Origin of the sequence: Flavobacterium ginsenosidimutans (assembly GCF_037478105.1) — a bacterium.
GTDB lineage: Bacteria > Bacteroidota > Bacteroidia > Flavobacteriales > Flavobacteriaceae > Flavobacterium > Flavobacterium ginsenosidimutans.
Genome location: NZ_CP147988.1, coordinates 1,372,910 through 1,394,246, shown reverse-complemented (window position 1 = coordinate 1,394,246; position 21,337 = coordinate 1,372,910). Strand labels below are relative to the sequence as shown.

The window sequence follows — 21,337 nt, the reverse complement described above, 5'->3', positions numbered from 1 at the left end:
ATACTTTTTAGAATCTATTTTCGTTTGTCTTTTTGTGTAAATTTAAACATGAAAAAAATGTTTTTTATAATCTGTGTGGGTCTGCTTTTTTCTTGTTCCAAAGAAAACAAAGCAATAACTATTTTTGAAAATAAACATAAAAGCGAAATTGTTTCAGAAGAAAAACCTCGAATTGAAATCAATTACAATGATTATTACAAACAGGCAGAGCGGTATTGCAAGAAAAACAATCTAAATCAAAATAAATTTATATTGATCGATTTAGGACTGCATTCTGGTTATAAAAGATTTTTTGTTTATGATTTTAAAAAGAAAACTGTTTCAAAATCTTATATGGTAAGCCACGGCTGCGGAGACAATCAATGGGGAAGAACTTCTTCTAAAGAGAAACCACAGATTAGCAATGAATTTGATTCGCATTGTTCTTCTGTTGGTAAATACGTTGTTTTAGATCGAGGTGTAAGCCAGTGGGGAATAAAAGTGAATTATGTTTTGCTGGGAAAAGACAAAACAAATTCAAACGCTAGAAATCGCGCAATTGTTCTGCATTCTTGGGATGCAATTTCAGATAATGAAGTTTATCCCGAAGGAACACCAGAAGGCTGGGGCTGTCCTGCAGTTTCAAACGAAAGCATGAAAGAAATTGATGAACTTTTGAAAACAAATAAAAAAGTGCTTCTATGGATTGTTAAGTCTTAAAGTAATTCTGAAAACAAAAGTTCTGTTTTAGCCCTGCTTGAAACAGTATCTTTTTCTGCATTTTTTACTGTAGAGACGCACTGCAGTGCGTCTACGCATACATATTAAAGTTTTAAATTATTTTTCAAATCAAATGTTAGACGCACTGCAGTGCGTCTCTAAAGTAAAAATTATTGCACTCTAAATTTCTCTCGATATTCAATTGGTTTCATTCCGACCATTTTATAAAATACCTTTCTAAAAGCTTTTGGATCGTTATAGCCTGTTTTTTCGATAATTTCTGAAATCGAAAGCTGAGTTTGTTCTAAGTATTTCTTCGAACTTTCTACTCTTATATTTTGCAAATATTCAATTGGCGGAATCCCTGTCACTTGTTTAAAACGTCGTGTCATGTTTCTAGCGCTTGTTGGAATATCTTTAGTGATTTCTTCCAGTTTTTCTATTGAATGATATTGGCTTTCAATCTTTTGCTGGAGCATTGCAACTAAAGTGTCGTTATGTAAATGATTTGGTCTGAAAGTGCTAAAATAGCTTTGTTTATAACGATTTAAGTCGATAGAAAATATTTTAGCAATTTTAACGGCCATTTCGTTGCCACAAAACTTCTGAACCAAAAGAATCAATAAATGAAAAGTTGAAGTCGATCCGCCACTTGTGTACAAACTTCCATCGGCCGTTAATGTCTCTTCAGGTTTTAATTTTACCATTGGAAAAGCTTTTGTAAAAGCACTGCAAGCATCAACATGTGTTGTCGCCAGTTTTTCGTTTAATAAACCAGATGCCGCAAACAAAAATGCGCCCGTACAAAAACTTGCCAATTCAGCTCCAGCCTGGTGCTGTTTTTTTAACCACGGAATGAAATTTTTATTCTTCTTTATCATTTCATTCATGTTGTCAGTCGTAAAAGCTGGAATTAGAATCAAATCCAAAATAATATCTGTAGTTTCAATTGCATTGCTTTTGTAGCCAAATAAATCTCCTTGATCAGTTTGTTCTTGAGACTGAAAAAGTATTATTTCAAATGGTTTTTCAGCACTTGGAGTAAGTTTATTTGCAGTTTCAAATACTTCTAATATCGCTGCGATGCTCAATAATTTATAATCGTGAGGAACGATTAAACCTAATTTCTTGCTCATGATATTTATGGTTTTTTGCAGTTTCAGTTTTACACAAAAATAAGCAAATTGTCTCAAATGCCCCTAAAGTTGACTTTTATTGGTATTTTTAAGTAATCTTAAAATTTTACATTTGCTTTAATTAATTCGTAAATTTATAAATATGAAAACTAAAATATTCTTAAATCTTGCCGTAAAAGATTTAAATCATGCAGTGTCTTTTTTTAATGAATTGGGCTTTTCGACCGATCCAAAATTTACAAATGATAAAGGAGCTTGTATAGTAATTAGTGAAGATATCTATGTGATGATTTTGGTTAAAGAGTTTTATCAAACCTTTACCGAAAAACAAATTTGTGATTCTACAACAACAAGTGAAGTTCTTATTTCTCTTTCTATGGAATCGCGTAAAAAAGTAGATGAAATAATTGAAAAAGCAGTTAAAGCTGGCGGAACAGATTATCAGGAAGCGAAAGATTATGGCTGGATGTACCAAAGAACATTTCTAGATTTAGATGGACATCATTGGGAAGTTTTTTTTATGGATGAAAGTCAGATTCCAAGTAATATGTAATAAACGAATTAAAAACGATATATAATGATAACAATAAAAAATACAGTAAACGCATCTGCAGAGAAAGTTTGGAAGTTTTGGAATACTCCAGAACATATTACAAAATGGAGTTTTGCTTCACCAGACTGGCATACGCCTTATGCAGAAGCTGATTTAAGAGAAGGCGGAAAATTCAAATCGACTATGGCAGCAAAAGATGGAAGTATGAGTTTTGATTTTGAAGGCGAATTTACCTTAGTAAAACCAAACGAAGCGCTTTCGTATGTTATGGCAGATGGAAGAAAGGTCGAAATTACTTTTACAGAAACGTCAAACGGAGTTGAAATCGTAGAAAGTTTCGATCCAGAAACACAAAATCCAGAAGAAATGCAACGCGCAGGCTGGCAAGCGATTTTGGATAACTTTAAGAGTTACATTGAAGCGAATTAGCTTTTAGGTTCAAAAGGTTCAGATGAGAAGAGGTTCAAAGATTACAGATTTATAATTTATTTACATTACTTATTATGGTTTAAAAGAAATAAATATCTAACCCAACAAAAAAACAAAAAATGACAAAACAAATATGGTTGAATCTTCCTGTAAAGGACGTAGCAAAAGCGAAAGATTTTTTCTGGAAAATTGGTTTTTCGTTTAATGAACAACATGATACACCTAGTTCGACGTGCATGGTTGTAGGTGAAGGACATTTTGTAGTAATGCTTTTTGAAGAAATGCTTTTTTCGAGCTTTTCGCAAAATAGTATTACAGATACTAAATTAAGCTCAGAAGTGTTGATTTCGATCGATGCAGAAAGCAGAGAAGAAGTCGATGAACTAGCAGAAAAAGTCAAAGAAGCCGGCGGAAATGTTTTTGCTCCACCTGCTGAAAGTCAGGGTTGGATGTACGGCTGTGGTTTTGCCGATTTAGATGGTCATCGTTGGAATGTTTTATTTATGGATTTTAGTAAATTACCAGGTTAAGATGGAAAAATTAGTATTTAATATAGATATAAAGGCTTCTAAAGAAAAGATTTGGAAAGTCTTATGGGACGATGAAACGTACAGAAAATGGACAAGCGCTTTTGCCGAAGGAAGTCATGCTGAATCGACTTGGAACGAAGGCGATAAAATTTATTTTTTAGGCCCAGGCGGAGCAGATGGAATGAATAGTCTTATTGACAGAAAAATTCCAAATGAGTATATGGCTTTTAAGCATCTTGGCGAAATTAAAGATCATAAGGAAGTTCCGCCAAATGAAGAAACAGAAAAGTGGAGTGGCGCAATGGAAACGTATAAATTGAATCAAAAAGGAGATGTTGTAGATCTTCACGTTGAAGTTGATGTAATCGAAAAACATATTGATTATTTTAAAGATGCTTTTCCAAAAAGCTTAAAAATTGTAAAGGAATTATCTGAAAACTAGAGAATAAAGAAAGGCTTTTTTACTTTTTAGGAAATTTTAAAAAGACATTAATAATTTATAATTAATAACTAACAATTTAAAAAGATGGCAGCAATTAATCCATATTTAATGTTTAACGGAACATGCGAAGAAGCATTTCTGTTTTATAAATCAGTTTTTGGAGGAGATTTTCCGTATATCGGAAAATATAAAGATGCTCCAGCAGAAGAAGGAGAAGTGCTTTCTGAGGAAGCATTAAATCGCGTTATGCACGTTTCACTTCCAATTGGGAATACCATTTTAATGGGAAGTGATAGTCATCCTAGATATGGAGACGTAGGTTTTGGAGATAATTTCTCTATTTCTATTAATACAGAAAGTACAGATGAAGCAGATAGAATTTTTAACGGACTTTCAGCTGGAGGAAAAGTTGAAATGCCAATGGATAATACTTTCTGGGGATCTTATTTTGGAATGTTCAAAGATAAGTTTGGTGTAAACTGGATGGTAAGTTTTGATAAAAATGAACCAATGAAGTAATCAAAAAGTTACGTTATTTTAATAATAAAACATAAATGTTAAATTACTTGAAAAAGCACATGAAAATGTGCTTTTTCATTTCAAAAAAACAATGATTATTCTTTTTTATCAACGATAGATTGCCGATTTTTGTCGCTTCAAAATCAAGAAAGAAAATGGCAGCAGAAGATAAAGAGATAATTTTATTAAAAGTTTCAGGACACGATAAAATTGGGGTTACAGCAGGTTTAACAGCTGTTTTAGGAGCATACGATGCTAATATATTAGATATCGGTCAAGCCGATATTCATGACACACTTTCTTTAGGAATTTTGTTCGAAATTGCTGCAGGTTCTTCTTCAGCGCCAGTTTTAAAAGACTTATTGTTTAAAGCTTACGAATTAGAAATCAAAGTAAAATTTATTCCGATTTCTATTGAAGACTACGAAACTTGGGTAAAATCGCAATCTAAGCAACGTTACATTATCAATATTTTGGGCGAAAAACTAGCCGCTTCACAATTGGCCGCTGTAACCAAAATAATGTCAGATCAAAATCTGAATATCGATTCTATCATCCGATTAACAGGAAGAACTTCTATTGTCGAGAAAGAAGAATATCCACGTTCTTGTATTCAATTGTCTGTAACGGGCGAAATTGTAAACAAGATCATCATGACAGCAAGTTTTATGGAAGTTTCTAGAACGCTGAATGTCGATATTTCTTTCCAAGAAGATAATATTTATAGAAGAAACCGCCGTTTGGTTTGCTTCGATATGGATTCAACTTTAATCCAAACGGAAGTAATCGACGAATTAGCAGAACTAAATGGAGTAGGAGATCAAGTTCGCGCGATTACAGAATCGGCGATGAACGGTGAAATCGACTTCAACGAAAGTTTCAAAAAGCGTATGGCTCTTTTGGAAGGTTTAAGCGAAGAAGTTTTGCAAAAAGTTGCAGTTAATTTGCCAATAACACAAGGAGCGCATCGTTTGATGAAAGCTTTAAAATACTACGGTTACAAAACCGCAATTCTATCTGGAGGATTTACTTATTTCGGAGAATACCTTCAAAAAGAACTAGGAATAGATTACGTTCACGCCAATCAATTAGAAATAAAAGATGGTAAACTGACAGGTAAATATTTAGGCGATATTGTTGATGGTCAGAAAAAAGCCGAATATCTAAAAGCAATCGCCGAAAAAGAAGGAATCCACATCAATCAAACCATCGCAGTTGGAGACGGAGCAAACGATTTGCCAATGCTAAATTTAGCTGGTCTAGGAATCGCTTTCCACGCCAAACCAAAAGTTAAAGAAAGCGCGTCAACCTCAATTTCGAGTTTAGGTCTTGACGGTGTTTTATATCTTTTAGGATATCATGACAGATATATTGATATGATGTAATTTGCAAGCTGTCGCCCTGAGCGAAGTCGGAGGGCTTTTATGTAGAAAGGGCTTCGACTTCGCTCAGCCTGACAAAACATTTTGTCATTTCGACGAAGAAGAAATGAAAATATTGATAAAAATCTTAGCAACTTAGAATCTCAGAACCTTAGAATCTTAATAATGGCATGTCCCTTCGGGTCGGGCTATCCGTTGCAATCTTTTTATTTTTAAAGAAAAAATAAAAAGGATTTCCACTTCTATCCCTCATGCGGGTTTAGTGGAATTAGTGGTTTTTAAATTGCTGTAAAATGTTATATTTGGATTTGAGTTGCCTCCTGCTTTAGCTGGAGGAATAATGGATGAAGGTGATAAATGGCTTTAGCCAAAATTAACCATTTATTGTAAATGTTCGGCTAAAGCCCGTGATATAATCTGATCTAGACCACTAGCTAAAGCTAGTGGTAATTTAAGTAGTGATTCGGTTTATTTCAGTAAAAATTTTATATTGCTATTTCCTAGATTCCAATTCCTTCTTAATCTCCTTTAGATTACTCAAATTCAAGAAAAGAATAGGTAACAAAGCAATTGGAATAACATTCATTGCGCTAAAACCTTTCATGAAAACAATGAATATATTAAGGACGAATAACATAAACAGCACAACACAAAAAATGGTATTTACTGTTTTTAATGTCTTCTGATTCTTAATCAGTTCCTCAGTGCTCATGTCACTGAACTTTGTATCTTTCATCTTTTAGAATTTTTATTTAAGAAAATTAAATAGTTATTTGTAATGAGTGATTTTTAAAACTTTTGCATTTCTTGCATCAATTATAATTAGAAATGTCCCTCCCTTTTCTCCCAATAATAATGTTCCGTTAATAACATAATAATTATCGATTAGATTTACTTCATAAGGTTTTTGATGTTTAATTTCATCTTCCCCATAAATATTAAACAGAATAGGTTCTGCGATTTTGATTGCAGTTTGGTCGTCCTTAATGAGTATTTTTTTGTTATCAACAAAATTGTCCTTACTTGGATCTTCAAGAGCATCTTTTAATTCAAATTCTGCCTGATCACTTCCATACTTTGAATGAGAACAGCAACTGAAAATAAGAATTAAAAGAAGAGCAATTAAAATTTTAACCTCAATTTCTCTGTTAGATAAAAATTTCTTGATCAAATGACTAGATATAAATTAACACATTTCCTTCAATTGTTCCAAATAATCCCTCTGATTCGATAGTCTCGGAATCTTATGCTGACCGCCAAGTTTATCTCTTTCTTTCAGCCAATCGTAAAATAAATTCTCTCGGGCGACATTAATCACCAAAGGATTTAAAGTCATATTGTTGTAGCGTTTCGCTTCATAATCTGAGTTTAAAGTCTGTAAAGTTTCGTCCAGAACTTTTTGGAAAAGACCAACATCTGCTGGTTTTTTCTTGAATTCGATCATCCATTCGTGCGCGCCTTTTTCTTTGTCGTGCATAAAAATAGGAGCAACCGTATAATCGATAACTTCTGTTTGGGTAACCAGACAAGCTTTTGCAATGGCCTGATCAGTGTTTTCAACCATCAATTCTTCGCCAAAAACATTAATATGATGTTTCGTTCTTCCCGTAACTCTGATTCTGTACGGATTTAAAGAGGTAAAACGAACCGTATCGCCAATTAAATAGCGCCACAAACCAGAATTTGTAGTGATAACAATTGCATAGTTTTTATTCAGTTCAACATCTGCCAAGCTAACTACTTTTTGGTTTGGAGTTCCAAAAGTATCCATCGGAATAAATTCGTAGAAAATTCCGTAATCCAGCATTAGTAATAAATCATTTGAATTATTCAAATCCTGAATTGCAAAAAAACCTTCGGATGCATTGTATATTTCGTAATATCTAAAATCTTTGCTTGGCAATATTTTTTTATATTGTTCTTTGTAAGGTGAGAAGCTTACGCCCCCATGAAAGTAAACTTCCAAATTTGGCCAAAGCTCCAATAAGCTTTGTTTGCCTGTATTTTCTAAAACTTTATTCATTAAAACCAGCATCCAAGAGGGAACTCCCGCAAAACTGGTTACATTTTCGTTTTTTGTTTCGTTAATAATAGCAGCGATTTTGCTTTCCCATTCGCTCATTAGAGAAGTTTTACTGCTTGGCGTACTGCTGAATTCTGCCCAAATTGGCATATTTTCAATCAAAATTGCCGATAAATCTCCAAAGAAAGTATTGTTGTTTTCGTAAATTTGAGAACTTCCTCCCAAACGAAGACTTTTCCCTAAAAACAATTCAGAATCCTCATTATTATTTAAATAAAGACATAAAAGATCTTTACTTCCTTTATAATGGCAGTCTTCCAGAGCTTCATTACTTACTGGGATAAATTTGCTTTTTGCATTTGTAGTTCCGCTTGATTTGGCAAACCATTTAATTGGTGTCTCCCAAAAAACGTTTTGTTCTCCCTGACGTGTGCGTTCGATAAGTGGCTGCAGTTCTTCGTAAGTCGCTATTGGAACCCTTTCTGCAAAAGTCTGATAAGAATTAATAGTTGAGAATTCGTATTGTTTTCCAATAACCGTATTTTCAGATGCCATCAATAAATTATGCAATAATTCTTCCTGAACTTCATTTGGATATTTTAAAAAAAGCTCTATTTGATGAATCCTTTGTTTAAGGACCCAAGATGCAAACGAATTGATAATAGATAAAGGCATGAATTTGGTTTTTAGATTACTAGATTTTAGGTTTTAAATCTCGCAGTCTCCGCAAAACAAAAAACATAAAATTTGAATATCAAGAGACAAATAGTAACTTTGTCTTCATATCAAAAATAATATTTTTTTGTAAAAAACAATTCGATTTTAGGTAAAGATTCTACCTAATAAGTCGAATTTTAACACAAAAAATTTTAAATCTTTTGATAATTCGAAATCAGCAATTTATAAATAAAAATACAAATGCAATATCAAGGCGTACTGACAAAAATGCAAACCGAATTTGGAAGCCCAATTCAATATTATTTGGTTTTTGAAGATAGTTTTCTAAATGTTAATCAATTATTGGATAAAGAAATTGAAATCAATTTTGTGGGTTGCCAATGTTTAAATTGTGGTAAAAAGAAAAAGATATACCGACAAGGTTTTTGTTACGAATGTTTTTATTCAAGCCCTGCGGTTGGAGATTGGATTATGAGACCAGAATTGAGTACGGCACATTTAGGAATTGCAGACAGAGATTTAGAATATGAGTCTAAAGCTCAGCTACAGCCACATATTGTTTATTTGGCTTCGGCATGCGAAATAAAAGTTGGAGTTACACGCAAATCTCAGGTTCCAACACGTTGGATCGATCAAGGTGCTTCCCAAGCTATTGCAATTGTTGAGGTTCCGAATCGATATTTGGCAGGAATAACAGAGGTCGCTTTAAAAGATCATTATACAGATAAAACCAATTGGAGAAAAATGCTTCAGAACTCTGTTGAAACTTTTGACTTAATTGCAGAAAAAGCTAAAATTGAAAGTTTGATTCCAGCAGAAGTCAAAGATTATTTTTATTCTCAAAAAAATGACGTCTACGATCTTCAATATCCAGTTTTGAGTTATCCAGCAAAAGTAAACAGTCTAAACTTAGATAAAACGCCTTCGTTTACTGGAAAATTAACGGGAGTAAAAGGCCAGTATTTGCTATTTGAAAACGGAACAGTTTTTAATATACGCGGTTCTGAAGGTTATGTCGTAACAATAAATGTGTAAGGTTTTATTACTAAATCGTTATCTTTTTTTAATTTTAAATTGTTTTAATTTAAAATTTACAATTTATTTTATTGTTTTGTGTTAATTAGTTGATGAATAATTATAGCTTTGATATATGTTTAAGGCAATTTAATTTTCAAAAAGTAATACCATAAAACAATTCCCCACATGAGTAACTTAAAAAAAGTTAATGTTTTTAGGCGTTCCCTAATGCGAAATCTAACTAAGAATGTTGGAAGTGTAGACATTCGTAATATCGAACCCATTGATAAAAGTAAGATTAAAAAAGTTTTAATCTGCAGACCAAACGGTCGATTAGGAAACATGCTTTTAATTACACCTTTAGTTCAAGAGGTAGCCAAGACTTTTCCTGGATGTACAATCGATGTATTTGTAAAAGGTACTCTTGCGCCAATTGTTTTTGAGGAATATGAAAATATTGATAAAATTATTCATCTGCCTAAAAAGCCTTTTAAAGAATTAGTAAAATACTTTAAAGTTTGGACTCTGATCAGAACACAAAACTATGATATCGCTATCAATGTCGATCAGAATTCTTCTTCTGGAAGATTAGGCGTTAAGTTCTCAAGTGCTAAATACAAATTCTTCGGAAATCTTCCCGAAGGAGTTACTCTAGAGCACAGTGATTACGATCATATTGCAAAATATCCTGTTTATAATTTTAGATATTTTTTAAATCAAGCGGGAATAGAAGATAAAAACGAACCTATTCCGCTTTTAGATCTTAAATTGACTGAAAAAGAGATTGCAAACGGGAAGACTATTCTAGATAACATTATTGATCCGAATAAGAGAACCATTGCAATTTTCACCTATGCAACAGGCGAGAAATGTTATAATCCAGTTTGGTGGGAAGAATTTTATACTACTTTGAAAAAAGAATTCCCAAATGACAATATTTTTGAAGTTTTGCCAGTAGAGAACGTATCTCAAATCAATTTTGAAGCGCCAACTTTTTACAGTAAAGATGTTAGAGAAATTGGTTCTGTTTTAGCAAATGTTGATGTTTTTGTTGGTGCAGATAGCGGAATCATGCATTTATCGAGTGCTTCAAAAGCTCCAACTGCAGGTTTATTTTCGGTTTCTAATTTGAAAAAATATGAGCCTTATGGAAACGGAAGTGTAGGTTTAGATACCAATGTTTTGGGAATTCCAGATTTTATAAAAGCCATAAAAGAAATTCTAAAAAAGTAGAATTCAAAATAAAGTAAAAAAGAAAATCCTGTTCGAAAGAACAGGATTTTTTTATAAGTATTCTAAAGTAAAAAAACTTAGAATCTCAGTATTTTAGAACCTTAGAGTCTTAGGTTACGGATTCTTCTTCTTAAAAAGACCATTAATTAAATCACTTGCCTTTTTAGTTGCTTCTTGAGTTTTTTGCTCTTTTTCTGTTTTAGCAGCTTGAGTTGTATCTTTCGCTTTAGTATTTTTATTGATTAAATCTGTAAGCGCTGAAGTTCCTTTTTGAGTCAGTTTTTCTTTTTGCTGATTAACCAATTGTGTAGTCAAACTGCTTACAGCAGTTTTCATATCAGTACTGATTTTAGGATTTGAAAAGTTACCAGTCAAAGCGGCGTTAATTGGAATGTTTTCCAATTTTGCAGCATCAGCAGGAGATAATTTCGCTATTAAATTGTTTGCTTCAGTTCCTAAGTATTTTGCAGGAACATCAAACTTAATCGTGTAATTCATAGTTTGATCAAAACCATGAGTTCCGCCAACTGTAGCTTTAATATCCTGATATTTAATATCGAATGGTTTTACATTTACTTTTCCGTTGTCAAAAGTTAATGCCATTTTCAAATCGTTCAAATTCAATTTGTTTAAATCAAGAAACTTCACATTTGAAGTAAGAGAATTTAAAACGGTTGAGTTTTTAGCATTTACTGTAGTCGATAATAATTGACCTAATAAATCTCCTGAAATTGATTTTAAATCTGGAGTCAGTTCTTTAGCATCCAAATTACCATTCAATTTAATAGTCGAATTTAATTTTCCATTAATGATTCCAGCAATTGGAGCGATTTTTTTCATCATATCCAATTGAGTAAAAGTCTGTGCAATATCAACTTGATTGAAACCTAAATTCATATCAAAAGTTGGCACTTTTTCTTTCGTAGAAACAGCTCCGTTAAGACCAATTGATCCTCCAAAAATATTTGTTTTAAAGTTTTGAAGAGTTGCTTTCTCGTCTTTAATAATCAATGTTCCAGCAACATCTTGAAGTTTTAAATTATCGTATAAAACTGTTGTCGCTTTTGCGTTTAATGTGCAATTTAAGAAAGCTGGAATTTTCATCGCCTCAGATGGTTTTGCTTCTGTTTTAGTAGTTGCAGGTTCGCCAGAAGTCATAAAATCATCAACAGCCAATTGTTTTGAGCTCATGTTGAAATTTCCTTTTAGTTCTTGTTTCTTAAACATAAAACCATAGAAATTTTCTAAAACTCCATTAATGCTGATATCACTTTTTCCAGTTGTAGCATCAAATTGTTTTAAGTTGATTTTGCTCGGATTAAATTCTACCAATGCCGTGCTGATGTTCATTGATTTATTGTTTTCGTCAGTATATTTAAATCCAGACAAACTCATTGTACCAGCATTTTTGATATTTTGGTATTGACTTTTTTCTACAGAAGCCATATCAAAATTTGTTGTAACGTCAGCTTTTAAGATACCAGCCAAAGGTTTATCCATTTTAATAGGGTATGCTTTTGAAAGATTAGCCAAGTTGATAGTTCCTTTTAAAGCCGCATCGATTATCGGATTTACAGTTATGTTTTTGATATTCGCTTTAGCGCTAAAAATATCTTGATCAATTCTGAAAGATAACTTATCTAGATTTACATAAGTATCATTTAAGATTCCAGTTTCATTAATGATTTTTGTATCAATTACAATATTTTGAACCGATTTTGGAAGGTTCGGATATTGGAAAGAAGAATTGTTTGATGCAATTGCGATATTGAATTTAGGAACCGTTGTGTCTGTCAATTCACCTTTTGCAAAACCATTTACTGTAAAATCTCCAGTCGTTTTTACACCTTCTAAACTAGAAGCGTAAGCAGAAGGAATCAAACCTAAGAAATTGGTAAACGATGAAGTAGGGGTTTTAAACTTTAAATCGTAAATCTGAGCTTTTTCAGTCATTTGGATAAATCCGTCAAACTCTAAAGGTAGTTGATTGATTAAAGCTTTGTTTTCTTTGAAAGTATATTTGCTTTTTTCTAAATCGATTCCTAGAACTGCGTCTAAAGTTAGTTTTACATTTTTCATGTAATTCATTTTATCCATGTCTAATGAAACTTTCGCAGTAGATTTTGTAGTTAAATCTAATTTCGAATTGGTAAAATCTCCAGTTCCTTCGTGGTTTAAACTGTCAATTACCATTTTAATTTTGGAACCTTGATCGATATATCTAAAAGTAAAATTCTCAATTTTATAGTTTTGAATTTTCAAAGCAAGAGGTTTACTTGCTTCGTCTTTTGTTTCTTCTTTTTTGTCTTTTAAAGCAATATCAAAGTTTCCAACGCCATCTTTATTGAAAATAATGTTTATTAATCCGTTTGTAGAACTAATTCCTTGAATGCTTAAAGGTTCTTCTTTTCCTTTGAAAAGTTCTTTAACGCTCATTTTTAAATTTAATTCGCCTAAAGAAACCAAAGTGTCACCTTCAAAAGGAGCTTTATTGATGATAACTAATTTTTCAATTCCAACCGTTGCGTTCGGGAAATTTTTGAATAAACTTAAATCAGCATCCGCAAAACTTACCTTAGCATCAACACTTTCGTTGATAGCCTCGACAATCTTGGCTTTAATTTGATCTTTAAATAAAAACGGAATGGCAAATAATGCAGCAACAAATACCACTAGGACTATGGCACTTATTTTTAAAACTTTTTTTAGCATATAAATAGATTTGAGGGTTTAACTTATTAAAATCAACTCCTGCAAAAATAGTTTTTTTTACTAGAGTACAGCGATAAAATTTTCATAAAAATGTAAGAATTTATTTAAATATGTTAAATAAAAAAATCCGTTGAGAAATACTTTCAAAACGGATTTTTAACTGCATTTATTTTATTATTTCTGAATAAATGAAACTATTTTATCAATTAGAGCTTCTGAAATAGGAAGTGTTTCATTATTGTAGCTTGCTAAATTAGCATCGTTACCGCCTTCAATGATTTTCATTATATGATTCATCTTGTCAATAATCTGTATTTCAGCATTTGCATTTGCCTGTTTTAAATTCTCGGCATCTTTTACAGAAATCTGAATATCATTATTTCCTTGTAAGATTAAAACTGGAATAGTCAGTTTTTTTATTTCGGTCTGCGGATTGTATTTGAACCACGAAATCAAATAAGGCTGAACGCTTGGTCTGAAAAGAGAATTCAGCATTGGATCAACTTTTTTTACTTCAAATCCATTTTTTAAACTATCGATAATTGGGAAAGTCATATCATTAAGCTGTTTCATTGACTTTGCACCAATTTGGTTTTTTAGAATTTGATCTGCTGGTTCGCCCGCGCCTGCAATCGAAACAAATTTGTCTGCTTTTGCACTAGCAACCATTCCAATTAAAGAACCTTCGCTATGACCAATTATAATTACTTTCGAAAATCGTTTGTCTAGTTTTAAATAATTAATCCAGCTTTTTGCATCTTGAATATAATTTTCAAAAACCAAACTGCTTTCAGATCCGCCTGCTGTTTTACTTTCTCCGATGGCTCTTTTGTCATATCGTAAAGATGCAATTCCGTTTTTTGCCAAAGCTTCAGCCAGCATTTTTAACGAATTGTTTTTCATCATCGGATTATTTCCGTTTCGGTCAGTTGGACCAGATCCTGCAATGATTAAAGCGACAGGATATTTTTTGGTTAAATCTGGAGTCGTCAGCGTACCAAAAATCTGATCATTATTTATTTTTAAAATCGCTGGAGACTCCTTAAAAGTGATCTCTTTTTTGGTTTGGGCAGTTAAAAAGCTCCAAAACAAAACCGTTAAAAAAAGAATTGCTTTATTCATCTTTTAATTCAATTAGTATATATTGATTCCGTAAGGCAATATTGCTTGTACTCCTTTTTGTTTTTGAAATTTCTTTACCTGCTCGATAAGAAGGTAGTTTTCTTCTCCGATTTCTTCCTTAATGAAAGCTTCTTTAGATCTTGCAAAAGGCAGATTTGAAAGAAGATCGTTTAGTGTTTTTTCGTATTCAGGATAATTCTGAGTACTGTAATTTTTTACTTTAGCGATTTTTGCCGCTTCAGCAATTGCATCATTCAGTCCGCCGATTTTATCAACCAAACCAATTTTTAAAGCTTCAGTTCCAGACCAAACTCTACCTTGCGCAATAGAATCAACTTGTGCAAAAGTCATTTTTCGGCCTTCAGCAACGTGAGTTACAAAAGTGTTGTATATTTTTTCAACTCCTTCTAAAGTAAACGCTTTGAACTTTTCGTCAACTGGTAAAAACGGGCTGTAGTTTGCTGAGTTTTCGTGAGTTTTAACCTGCTCTGAATTGATTCCTAATTTATTAGCTAATGGACTAAAGTTTGGCAACATTCCGAAAACCCCAATAGATCCTGTAATGGTATTGTTTTCAGCAAAGATTTTATTAGCGTTACAAGCAATATAATAACCGCCAGAAGCTGCATAATTACCCATAGAAACCACAACTGGTTTAACTTTTTTTGTAATCTCGATTTCTCTCCAAATCAAATCAGAAGTTAGAGCGCTTCCGCCTGGACTGTCAATTCTAAGAACAATAGCTTTAACATCATCATTTTTTCTAGCTTCCTGAAGAGAACGTCTCATTGAACCTTCTCCAATTGTATTTACATCACCTTCGCCGCTTCCAATTTCGCCTTGAGCGTAAATAATAGCAATTTGGTCTGTTGCAGTATTGGCTAAAGCTGTTGTTACATTGTTTTGAGTATAATCTAGAATCGAAATTTTATTGTAATCTTCGTCTTTGTCTACTTTCAGCGCTTTTCTAATGGCATCATGATAAACATCTTCGTAAGCAATAATATCAACTAAATGCTGCTGTTTAGCCATTTCAGGAGTTCTTGCCAAAAGTCCGTTTGCAATTTCATTTAATTTAGGCAACGGGATATTTCTGCTTTTAGAAATATCAGCAGAAACGGTAGCCCAAATAGAATTTAAAAGTGCCGTTATCTGTTCTCTGTTAGCATCACTCATTTTATTTTCTAAGAAAGGTTCAACCGCGCTTTTGTATTTTCCGTGTCGAATAACTTCCATGTGAATTCCAGATTTATCTTGAAAATCTTTGAAAAACATAATTTCAGAAGAAAGGCCTTTAAAATCTAAATCTCCAGCTGGATTCAAATAAATAGTATTGGCAACAGAATTTAGATAATATTCTTTCTGCGAATAAGTATTGGCGTAAGCCCAAACAAATTTTCCTGATTTTTTAAAGCTTTCAAGAGCATTTCTTAAGTCTTTATATTGTGCTAAACCAAGAGAAGATTCATCATTTAGAATCGAAATTCCTTTGATGTTATCGTCTGTTTTTGCGGCTTCAATAGCATTAATTACATCCGTTAAGCCAATTCCTTTTTGCTCAGAAAAGCGAGTTACCCAAGGATCTTTATATTTCCCAGCGTAATCATTTTTAATTTCTTTTAAATTTAATTCAATGACCGAATCAGATTTAACAGAAACGCTATCGTCTCCGCCAAAAACAACTCCGATAAAGATTACTCCAAAAAAGAAGAGCATGATAAAAACAAAAATACCAATTACAGTGGCAATTACATTTCCTAAAAACTTCATATGTATATTTTTTTTATAAGTAGTAAAAAAGGGCAAAACGTTACAAACTAAACATCTAAATTAATGATTGTATTTGAGACGTCGTTTCACAAATATATTGGTTAATTCTAAAATAGTTTTAGTTAATTTGCAATAATTATGAAATTACAGCATCAAGTCGTTTTATCGATAGGCAGCAACCAAGGCAGCAGACTAGAAAACATTCAAAATTGTATCGATTTGATACATCAAAATGTTGGGACTGTTATTCAGGTTTCAAAACTTTACGAGACTCCTGCATGGGGTTTTGAAAGTGATGCTTTTTATAATTGTGCACTTCTTTTGCATACTGCTTCATCTGCACAAAAAGTATTAAATCAGGTTTTAAAAGTTGAAAAAGAATTAGGAAGAATTCGCTTAAATCAAGAAGGATATCAATCTAGGATTATCGATGTTGATTTGATTGCTTTTGATGATGAAATAATTGACTCAGAAAAACTTCAGATTCCGCACCCCTTAATGCAGAATAGAAATTTTGTTTTGTTGCCAATGCAAGACTTAAAGCTCAATTGGGAACATCCTATTTTAAAGAAAACAATTCCTGAGCTAATTGCAATTACTCCTGATGAAAGCGTATGTACAGTCGTTCAAGATTTAGAAAATCCGCTTGGTGAAATTCGGTTAAATCAGTTTAATTATATTTCTTTTGAAGGAAATATTGGTGCTGGAAAAACAACTTTGGTGCATAAAATTGCAGAAGATTTTAATGCAAAAACTGTTTTGGAAAGATTTGCTGATAATCCGTTTTTGCCAAAGTTTTATAAAGATCAAAACCGATATGCGTTTCCTTTGGAAATGTCTTTTTTAGCCGATCGTTATCAGCAATTAGCTGATGATTTGGCTCAATTTGACTTGTTTAAAGATTTTATAGTTGCCGATTATCATATTTTTAAATCATTGATTTTTGCAAAAATAACCCTCGCAGAAGATGAATATCGTTTGTATAGAAATCTATTTGACATCATTTATAAAGAAATGCCAAAACCTGATTTGTATATTTATTTGTATCAAAATACAGATCGTCTTCTTCAAAACATAAAAAAACGAGGACGTACGTACGAACAAAACATTGAAGCGGCTTATTTAGATAAAATCAATAATGGTTATTTAGAATATATAAAATCGCAAACCGATTTGAATGTGCTGATTATAGATGTTTCTAATCGTGATTTTGTAAAAAAACACGAAGACTATATTTTTATATTAAATGAGATTAAGAAGAAAACAAATTCTTAAAATTTATATTATCCCGAGTTGCTTTCTAAGTTTTACTGATAATTTTTCCTGAACAAGACGATAAGACTGCTGAATGTATTTTTCCCATTCTGATTTTTTCATTCTTGTAATATCATCAATTAAAACCCATTTGTATTTTGCGACATAAGGCGCTGGCTTAAATCCAGGTTTATTACTTATTTCTTCAAATTCTTCATCCAAAACTTTAAATGAAGCTGATGTAGGATTTTGATCAAGTCCTACAACGCAATACATTTTAGTGCCAACTGAAAATACAAGGTCATGTTCCCATTTAATATCTTCAGTTGTACCCGCTAATTTTTGACAAATTTCTCGAATGGGTTCTATATTCATTTTATCTTTTTAATGTAAAATGACCTCTTAAAACGGGCATTGAATCATCTACTTTTAAGGCATACCAATAATCGGAAGCAGGAAGAGCAACTTGGTTTAAAGTGCCATCCCAGGTCATTTTTGATCTGCTTAATTGTGCTACAAGTTTTCCGTAACGATCAAAAATGGTTACCACTGCCTGAGGATAATTTTCCATTCCAGTTACTTCCCAGACATCATTGAAAGTGTCATTGTTTGGTGTAAAGAATGGAGGGAAAACAAGTACAACAAACTGTTTAACGGTTCCACCGCAACCGCTTTTTTCTCGTGCATAAGCAGTTTGCAATCCGCCTGGAACATTATAAAAAACAGTAGAATCTTGAAAATTGACACCGTCTACAGAATATTCAAAATAATCTTCTGCTTTTACAGGATAAATAATGGCTCTCGTTCCTTCAACATCCACGCGTTCAATCTGAGGAACTTTGTGTTCTTCAACTATGATTGTTTTTGTACTCGTGCAATTTTCAGGAGACGGACTTGTAACATCGACAGTGTATTTGCCTCCTTTATTTACCGTAATGGTTTGAGTAGTCTCTCCATTATTTGACCATTTATAAAGCATTCCTGAAACACCTGCATCTAATGTAATGATTTGAAACTGGCACAAAGGCAAGGTTTCATCTGTAACAGCTGGAGGGGTATAAATTACAATGTTTACAGGAGTTCTAGTTGGATTTATACAACCATTATTTGAAGCTTCGGCATAATAAGTGGTGTTTGCTGTAATTGGAGGAGTTGTAAGACTTTCACCAGTTAGAACAGTTGTTCCTCCAGTTGCTGTAGTGTACCAATTAATTATTCCGATATTAGAACTCGCTTTAATAGTTAAATATCCAGGTCCGCAATTTGAATAAGTTTCTTGTTCTGCAATCGGTACTGAAGGTGTTGTGTTTACCGTTGCAATTACAGATTTTCGGTTCGATTCGCAGCCAGCGTCTACGTAATACGTTGTCGTGGTATTTATTGTTGGAGTGGTATAGGTAGTGCCTGTTCCTAATAAATTTCCTCCAGTTGCGGCGTCATACCAGCTAATTGTTCCTGTATTTGCTGTTGCGTTAAGAATAAAACTTCCAGAATCACAAACAGAAGCTGGTGTAACAGGTGTTACTACAGGAATTGTAATTTTAGTACTTGTTGCTATTTCTAAAGGAGATTCGCCAGGCATTCCACCATATTCAACAACGTATCCTTTTGGTTGGTAAGGATCGCCTGAAGTTAAAGACCCAGTATTTGATAAGTCATTCCAAGAACCTTTTATTCCAACTCCTGGCTGTGTAATGTGAGCATAATTTTCATCACCTAAATTATTAGGTTCTCCAGAGTTCCAAAACGCATAATTTGGAGTTGAACCGCTTTGGTTTCCATTCCAAAAAATAGTTCCAGCTTCAGGACCTGTAACCCATTTCCAAACTCCTTCAGTTTCAGCATCGCTTCCGCCAATCCATCCTGTTCCAGAAGCCTGTTCGCCAATTAATTTTGCTTCATCGGCTGATAAAACAGTAGCCAAATATCCTTGAAGTCCATAATAGGTACGTGCGGCTGCTAGATCTCGAGCTGCAGTCCATGTGATACCAATATTTGGAACGTATTCATAATAATGCTGTGTGGACGGTAAATAATTTGCCTTGCCCATTGTTATAGAAAATGTCTTTATTCCAGAAGCCGTAGCAGAGGAATTTGTAAAAACAACATCTTTAATAGCAGCAACAAAATCAGAATATAAAACATCAGCTCCTGTAGGATTTGATAATGTCAGTTTTCCTGCAACTGCATCCCAACTTGTAGTAATATTTGAGTGCGATGTAGGATTTGAAAGTTCAAGATTGTCAAAACCTTGTGAATATCCCGAAGAAATTTGAATGTAAATTGCTTCAGTTCCTGTTTCTAAGGGATCGTTTGTTATTGTAATATCTGTTACAATTTTTATAGTTGTTTGAGGGCAGTACACTTGATCTCCTGTAGCTTTAATCACTGGAGGATCAATAAAAGCATTTGTTCTTAAGTTTTGTTTTTTGCCAGATTTAAGAGTATCGTTTGGAATTATCGTGATACTCTTATTTATAATGTTTTTATTGCTTGCGTATGATTGGTTCAATCCTAATGCAAACAATAAAAAGGAGAATTTTATTAAGTAATTATTTTTCATATTATAAAAGTATCACTTTTATAATAATAAAAAAATATATTTACATTTCTAACATTTTAAGTTTAGAAAATATTTTAAAATCACATTTTTTTAGTAAAAAGACTGTTTAATTTTTATTTGGCCAATTTATCTTTTGAAATAAATCCCAAACAACAATTCCGGCGCTTACAGAAATATTAAGAGAATGCTTGGTTCCAAGTTGTGGAATTTCTATACATCCATCACAAATAGCAACAGCCTCTTGCGATACGCCAAAAACTTCATTTCCAAAAACTAAAGCATATTTCTGATCTTTTTCAATTTTGAAATCCTGAAGAAAAACCGAGCTTTCAACTTGTTCTATAGCCATTGTCAGAACATTTTCTTTCTTTAAGTTCTCAATAACTTCTAGAACATTTTCGTGATGTTCCCAAGCAACAGTTTCAGTTGCGCCAAGAGCGGTTTTATGAATTTCTTTATTTGGAGGTGTTGCGGTGATTCCGCACAAAATGATCTTTTCAATCAAAAACGCATCAGCAGTTCTAAAAACAGAACCAATATTGTGCAGACTTCGAATATCGTCTAAAACTAATATTAAAGGTGTTTTCTCCGATTTTTTAAAATCTTCAATCGATTTACGGTCTAGTTCGCTGTTTTCGAGTTTTCTCATTGTTTTTGAATTCAAGTCATAAAAAAAGCTTCCAAAGATAAGGAAGCTTTTTCATTATTTTAAATGTTTTTCAGATTAGCTTTTTACTGGATCTGGTAAAACTGTACCTTTAATAGTAAGGATTTTTGTTGGTTGTCCTTCTGCGTTAGAAGTAACAGTTACGGTTTTTGTAAAAGCACCAACTCTGTCAGTAGCATATTTTACACCAATAACACCTTTAGCTCCTGGAGCAATTGGTTCTTTTGGAGTAGTTGGAACAGTACATCCACAAGATCCTTGAGTGTTTGTAATGATTAATGGTTTTGTACCATTGTTAACAAAAACGAACTCACGTTTTCCATCAGCATTGTGAGCGATAGTTCCGTAATCAATAGTTTCTGTTTCAAAAAGCATTCCTGCTCCTTCAACTTTTGCAACTTTAGCAGCTTTAGCTTTTTTAGTTGTTTGCGCATTAGTAGCCGTAATACCAGCTACAGCTAACATAGCGAATAAAATTATTTTTTTCATCTTTAAGGGTCTTTTTTTAAATGATAAACAAAGCTATGTAAAATTCTTAAACCACAACCTAAAAATATCTTAAAATATTTTAATTTTTGAAGCTTTCGATATGCCACTAAAAAATCATA

At 32.8% G+C, this 21,337-nt stretch carries 20 protein-coding genes; 10 read left to right on the top strand and 10 right to left on the bottom strand.

The window, feature by feature from the left end; all coding sequences use genetic code 11:
* The first annotated feature begins 57 nt into the window (after window positions 1-57).
* Window positions 58-699, top strand: coding sequence for a murein L,D-transpeptidase catalytic domain-containing protein (locus tag V6624_RS06295; protein WP_239455569.1), 642 nt, complete (start codon window positions 58-60; stop codon window positions 697-699).
* A 170-nt stretch (window positions 700-869) separates the two neighbouring features.
* Here V6624_RS06295 and V6624_RS06290 read toward each other — a convergent pair whose 3' ends face one another.
* The gene (locus tag V6624_RS06290; protein WP_111283859.1) at window positions 870-1,835 is read right to left on the bottom strand and encodes a GlxA family transcriptional regulator; all 966 of its coding nucleotides are present in this window, start codon (window positions 1,833-1,835) and stop codon (window positions 870-872) included.
* Between the two features lie 142 nt (window positions 1,836-1,977).
* Between V6624_RS06290 and V6624_RS06285 the strand changes: the two genes are divergently transcribed.
* The 6 genes from V6624_RS06285 (at window position 1,978) to serB (ending at window position 5,693) form a co-directional block, all read left to right on the top strand.
* Window positions 1,978-2,388: a VOC family protein gene (locus V6624_RS06285; protein ID WP_111283861.1), complete on the top strand. Its 411-nt coding sequence runs from the start codon at window positions 1,978-1,980 to the stop codon at window positions 2,386-2,388.
* A gap of 24 nt (window positions 2,389-2,412) precedes the next feature.
* Window positions 2,413-2,817: an SRPBCC family protein gene (locus V6624_RS06280; RefSeq protein WP_111283863.1), complete on the top strand. Its 405-nt coding sequence runs from the start codon at window positions 2,413-2,415 to the stop codon at window positions 2,815-2,817.
* A gap of 119 nt (window positions 2,818-2,936) precedes the next feature.
* The gene (locus V6624_RS06275) at window positions 2,937-3,347 is read left to right on the top strand and encodes a VOC family protein (RefSeq protein WP_111283865.1); all 411 of its coding nucleotides are present in this window, start codon (window positions 2,937-2,939) and stop codon (window positions 3,345-3,347) included.
* Between the two features lies 1 nt (window position 3,348).
* Window positions 3,349-3,789, top strand: coding sequence for an SRPBCC domain-containing protein (locus V6624_RS06270; protein WP_111283897.1), 441 nt, complete (start codon window positions 3,349-3,351; stop codon window positions 3,787-3,789).
* 84 nt (window positions 3,790-3,873) lie between these two features.
* Window positions 3,874-4,308 carry a VOC family protein gene (locus V6624_RS06265; protein ID WP_111283867.1) on the top strand — a complete coding sequence of 145 codons (435 nt, stop codon included), beginning with the start codon at window positions 3,874-3,876 and terminating at the stop codon, window positions 4,306-4,308.
* A gap of 155 nt (window positions 4,309-4,463) precedes the next feature.
* Window positions 4,464-5,693 (top strand): phosphoserine phosphatase SerB, encoded by a 1,230-nt coding sequence (serB, locus tag V6624_RS06260; protein ID WP_111283869.1) that lies wholly within the window; start codon window positions 4,464-4,466, stop codon window positions 5,691-5,693.
* Window positions 5,694-6,459: 766 nt separating this feature from the next.
* On the opposite strand, the gene V6624_RS06255 is transcribed toward serB, so the two are convergent.
* Both V6624_RS06255 and V6624_RS06250 read right to left on the bottom strand, forming a co-directional pair.
* Entirely contained in the window at window positions 6,460-6,861 is a 402-nt protein-coding gene (locus V6624_RS06255; RefSeq protein WP_239455570.1) for a YbbC/YhhH family protein, read from the bottom strand.
* Window positions 6,862-6,876: 15 nt separating this feature from the next.
* Complete coding sequence (locus tag V6624_RS06250; RefSeq protein WP_111283873.1) at window positions 6,877-8,388, bottom strand: GH3 auxin-responsive promoter family protein; 1,512 nt, start codon at window positions 8,386-8,388, stop codon at window positions 6,877-6,879.
* Between the two features lie 243 nt (window positions 8,389-8,631).
* Here V6624_RS06250 and V6624_RS06245 point away from each other — a divergent pair, with 243 nt between their 5' ends.
* Window positions 8,632-9,426: a DUF2797 domain-containing protein gene (locus tag V6624_RS06245; protein WP_111283875.1), complete on the top strand. Its 795-nt coding sequence runs from the start codon at window positions 8,632-8,634 to the stop codon at window positions 9,424-9,426.
* Window positions 9,427-9,594: 168 nt separating this feature from the next.
* Window positions 9,595-10,641, top strand: coding sequence for a glycosyltransferase family 9 protein (locus tag V6624_RS06240; protein WP_111283877.1), 1,047 nt, complete (start codon window positions 9,595-9,597; stop codon window positions 10,639-10,641).
* Between the two features lie 114 nt (window positions 10,642-10,755).
* Here the strand turns inward: V6624_RS06240 and V6624_RS06235 are convergent, their stop codons facing one another.
* The 3 genes from V6624_RS06235 to sppA form a co-directional block, all read right to left on the bottom strand.
* The gene (locus V6624_RS06235; RefSeq protein WP_111283879.1) at window positions 10,756-13,353 is read right to left on the bottom strand and encodes an AsmA-like C-terminal region-containing protein; all 2,598 of its coding nucleotides are present in this window, start codon (window positions 13,351-13,353) and stop codon (window positions 10,756-10,758) included.
* A 174-nt stretch (window positions 13,354-13,527) separates the two neighbouring features.
* Window positions 13,528-14,475 (bottom strand): alpha/beta hydrolase family protein, encoded by a 948-nt coding sequence (locus V6624_RS06230; RefSeq protein ID WP_338841307.1) that lies wholly within the window; start codon window positions 14,473-14,475, stop codon window positions 13,528-13,530.
* A gap of 12 nt (window positions 14,476-14,487) precedes the next feature.
* Window positions 14,488-16,245, bottom strand: a complete 1,758-nt coding sequence (sppA, locus tag V6624_RS06225) for a signal peptide peptidase SppA (RefSeq protein WP_338841305.1) — start codon at window positions 16,243-16,245, stop codon at window positions 14,488-14,490.
* A gap of 138 nt (window positions 16,246-16,383) precedes the next feature.
* On the opposite strand from sppA, the gene folK reads away from it, so the two are divergent.
* On the top strand, window positions 16,384-17,520 hold the full coding sequence (gene folK, locus V6624_RS06220; RefSeq protein WP_338841303.1) for a 2-amino-4-hydroxy-6-hydroxymethyldihydropteridine diphosphokinase: 1,137 nt from the start codon (window positions 16,384-16,386) through the stop codon (window positions 17,518-17,520).
* Window positions 17,521-17,523: 3 nt separating this feature from the next.
* Here folK and V6624_RS06215 read toward each other — a convergent pair whose 3' ends face one another.
* From V6624_RS06215 to V6624_RS06200, 4 genes are all read right to left on the bottom strand, one after another.
* Window positions 17,524-17,874 (bottom strand): MmcQ/YjbR family DNA-binding protein, encoded by a 351-nt coding sequence (locus V6624_RS06215; RefSeq protein WP_338841302.1) that lies wholly within the window; start codon window positions 17,872-17,874, stop codon window positions 17,524-17,526.
* Window position 17,875: 1 nt separating this feature from the next.
* Window positions 17,876-20,062, bottom strand: a complete 2,187-nt coding sequence (locus V6624_RS06210; RefSeq protein WP_338841301.1) for a T9SS type B sorting domain-containing protein — start codon at window positions 20,060-20,062, stop codon at window positions 17,876-17,878.
* Between the two features lie 106 nt (window positions 20,063-20,168).
* Window positions 20,169-20,711: an RNA methyltransferase gene (locus tag V6624_RS06205; protein ID WP_338841300.1), complete on the bottom strand. Its 543-nt coding sequence runs from the start codon at window positions 20,709-20,711 to the stop codon at window positions 20,169-20,171.
* Window positions 20,712-20,786: 75 nt separating this feature from the next.
* Window positions 20,787-21,218 (bottom strand): DUF1573 domain-containing protein, encoded by a 432-nt coding sequence (locus V6624_RS06200; protein ID WP_008467274.1) that lies wholly within the window; start codon window positions 21,216-21,218, stop codon window positions 20,787-20,789.
* Between the last annotated feature and the right edge of the window lie 119 nt (window positions 21,219-21,337).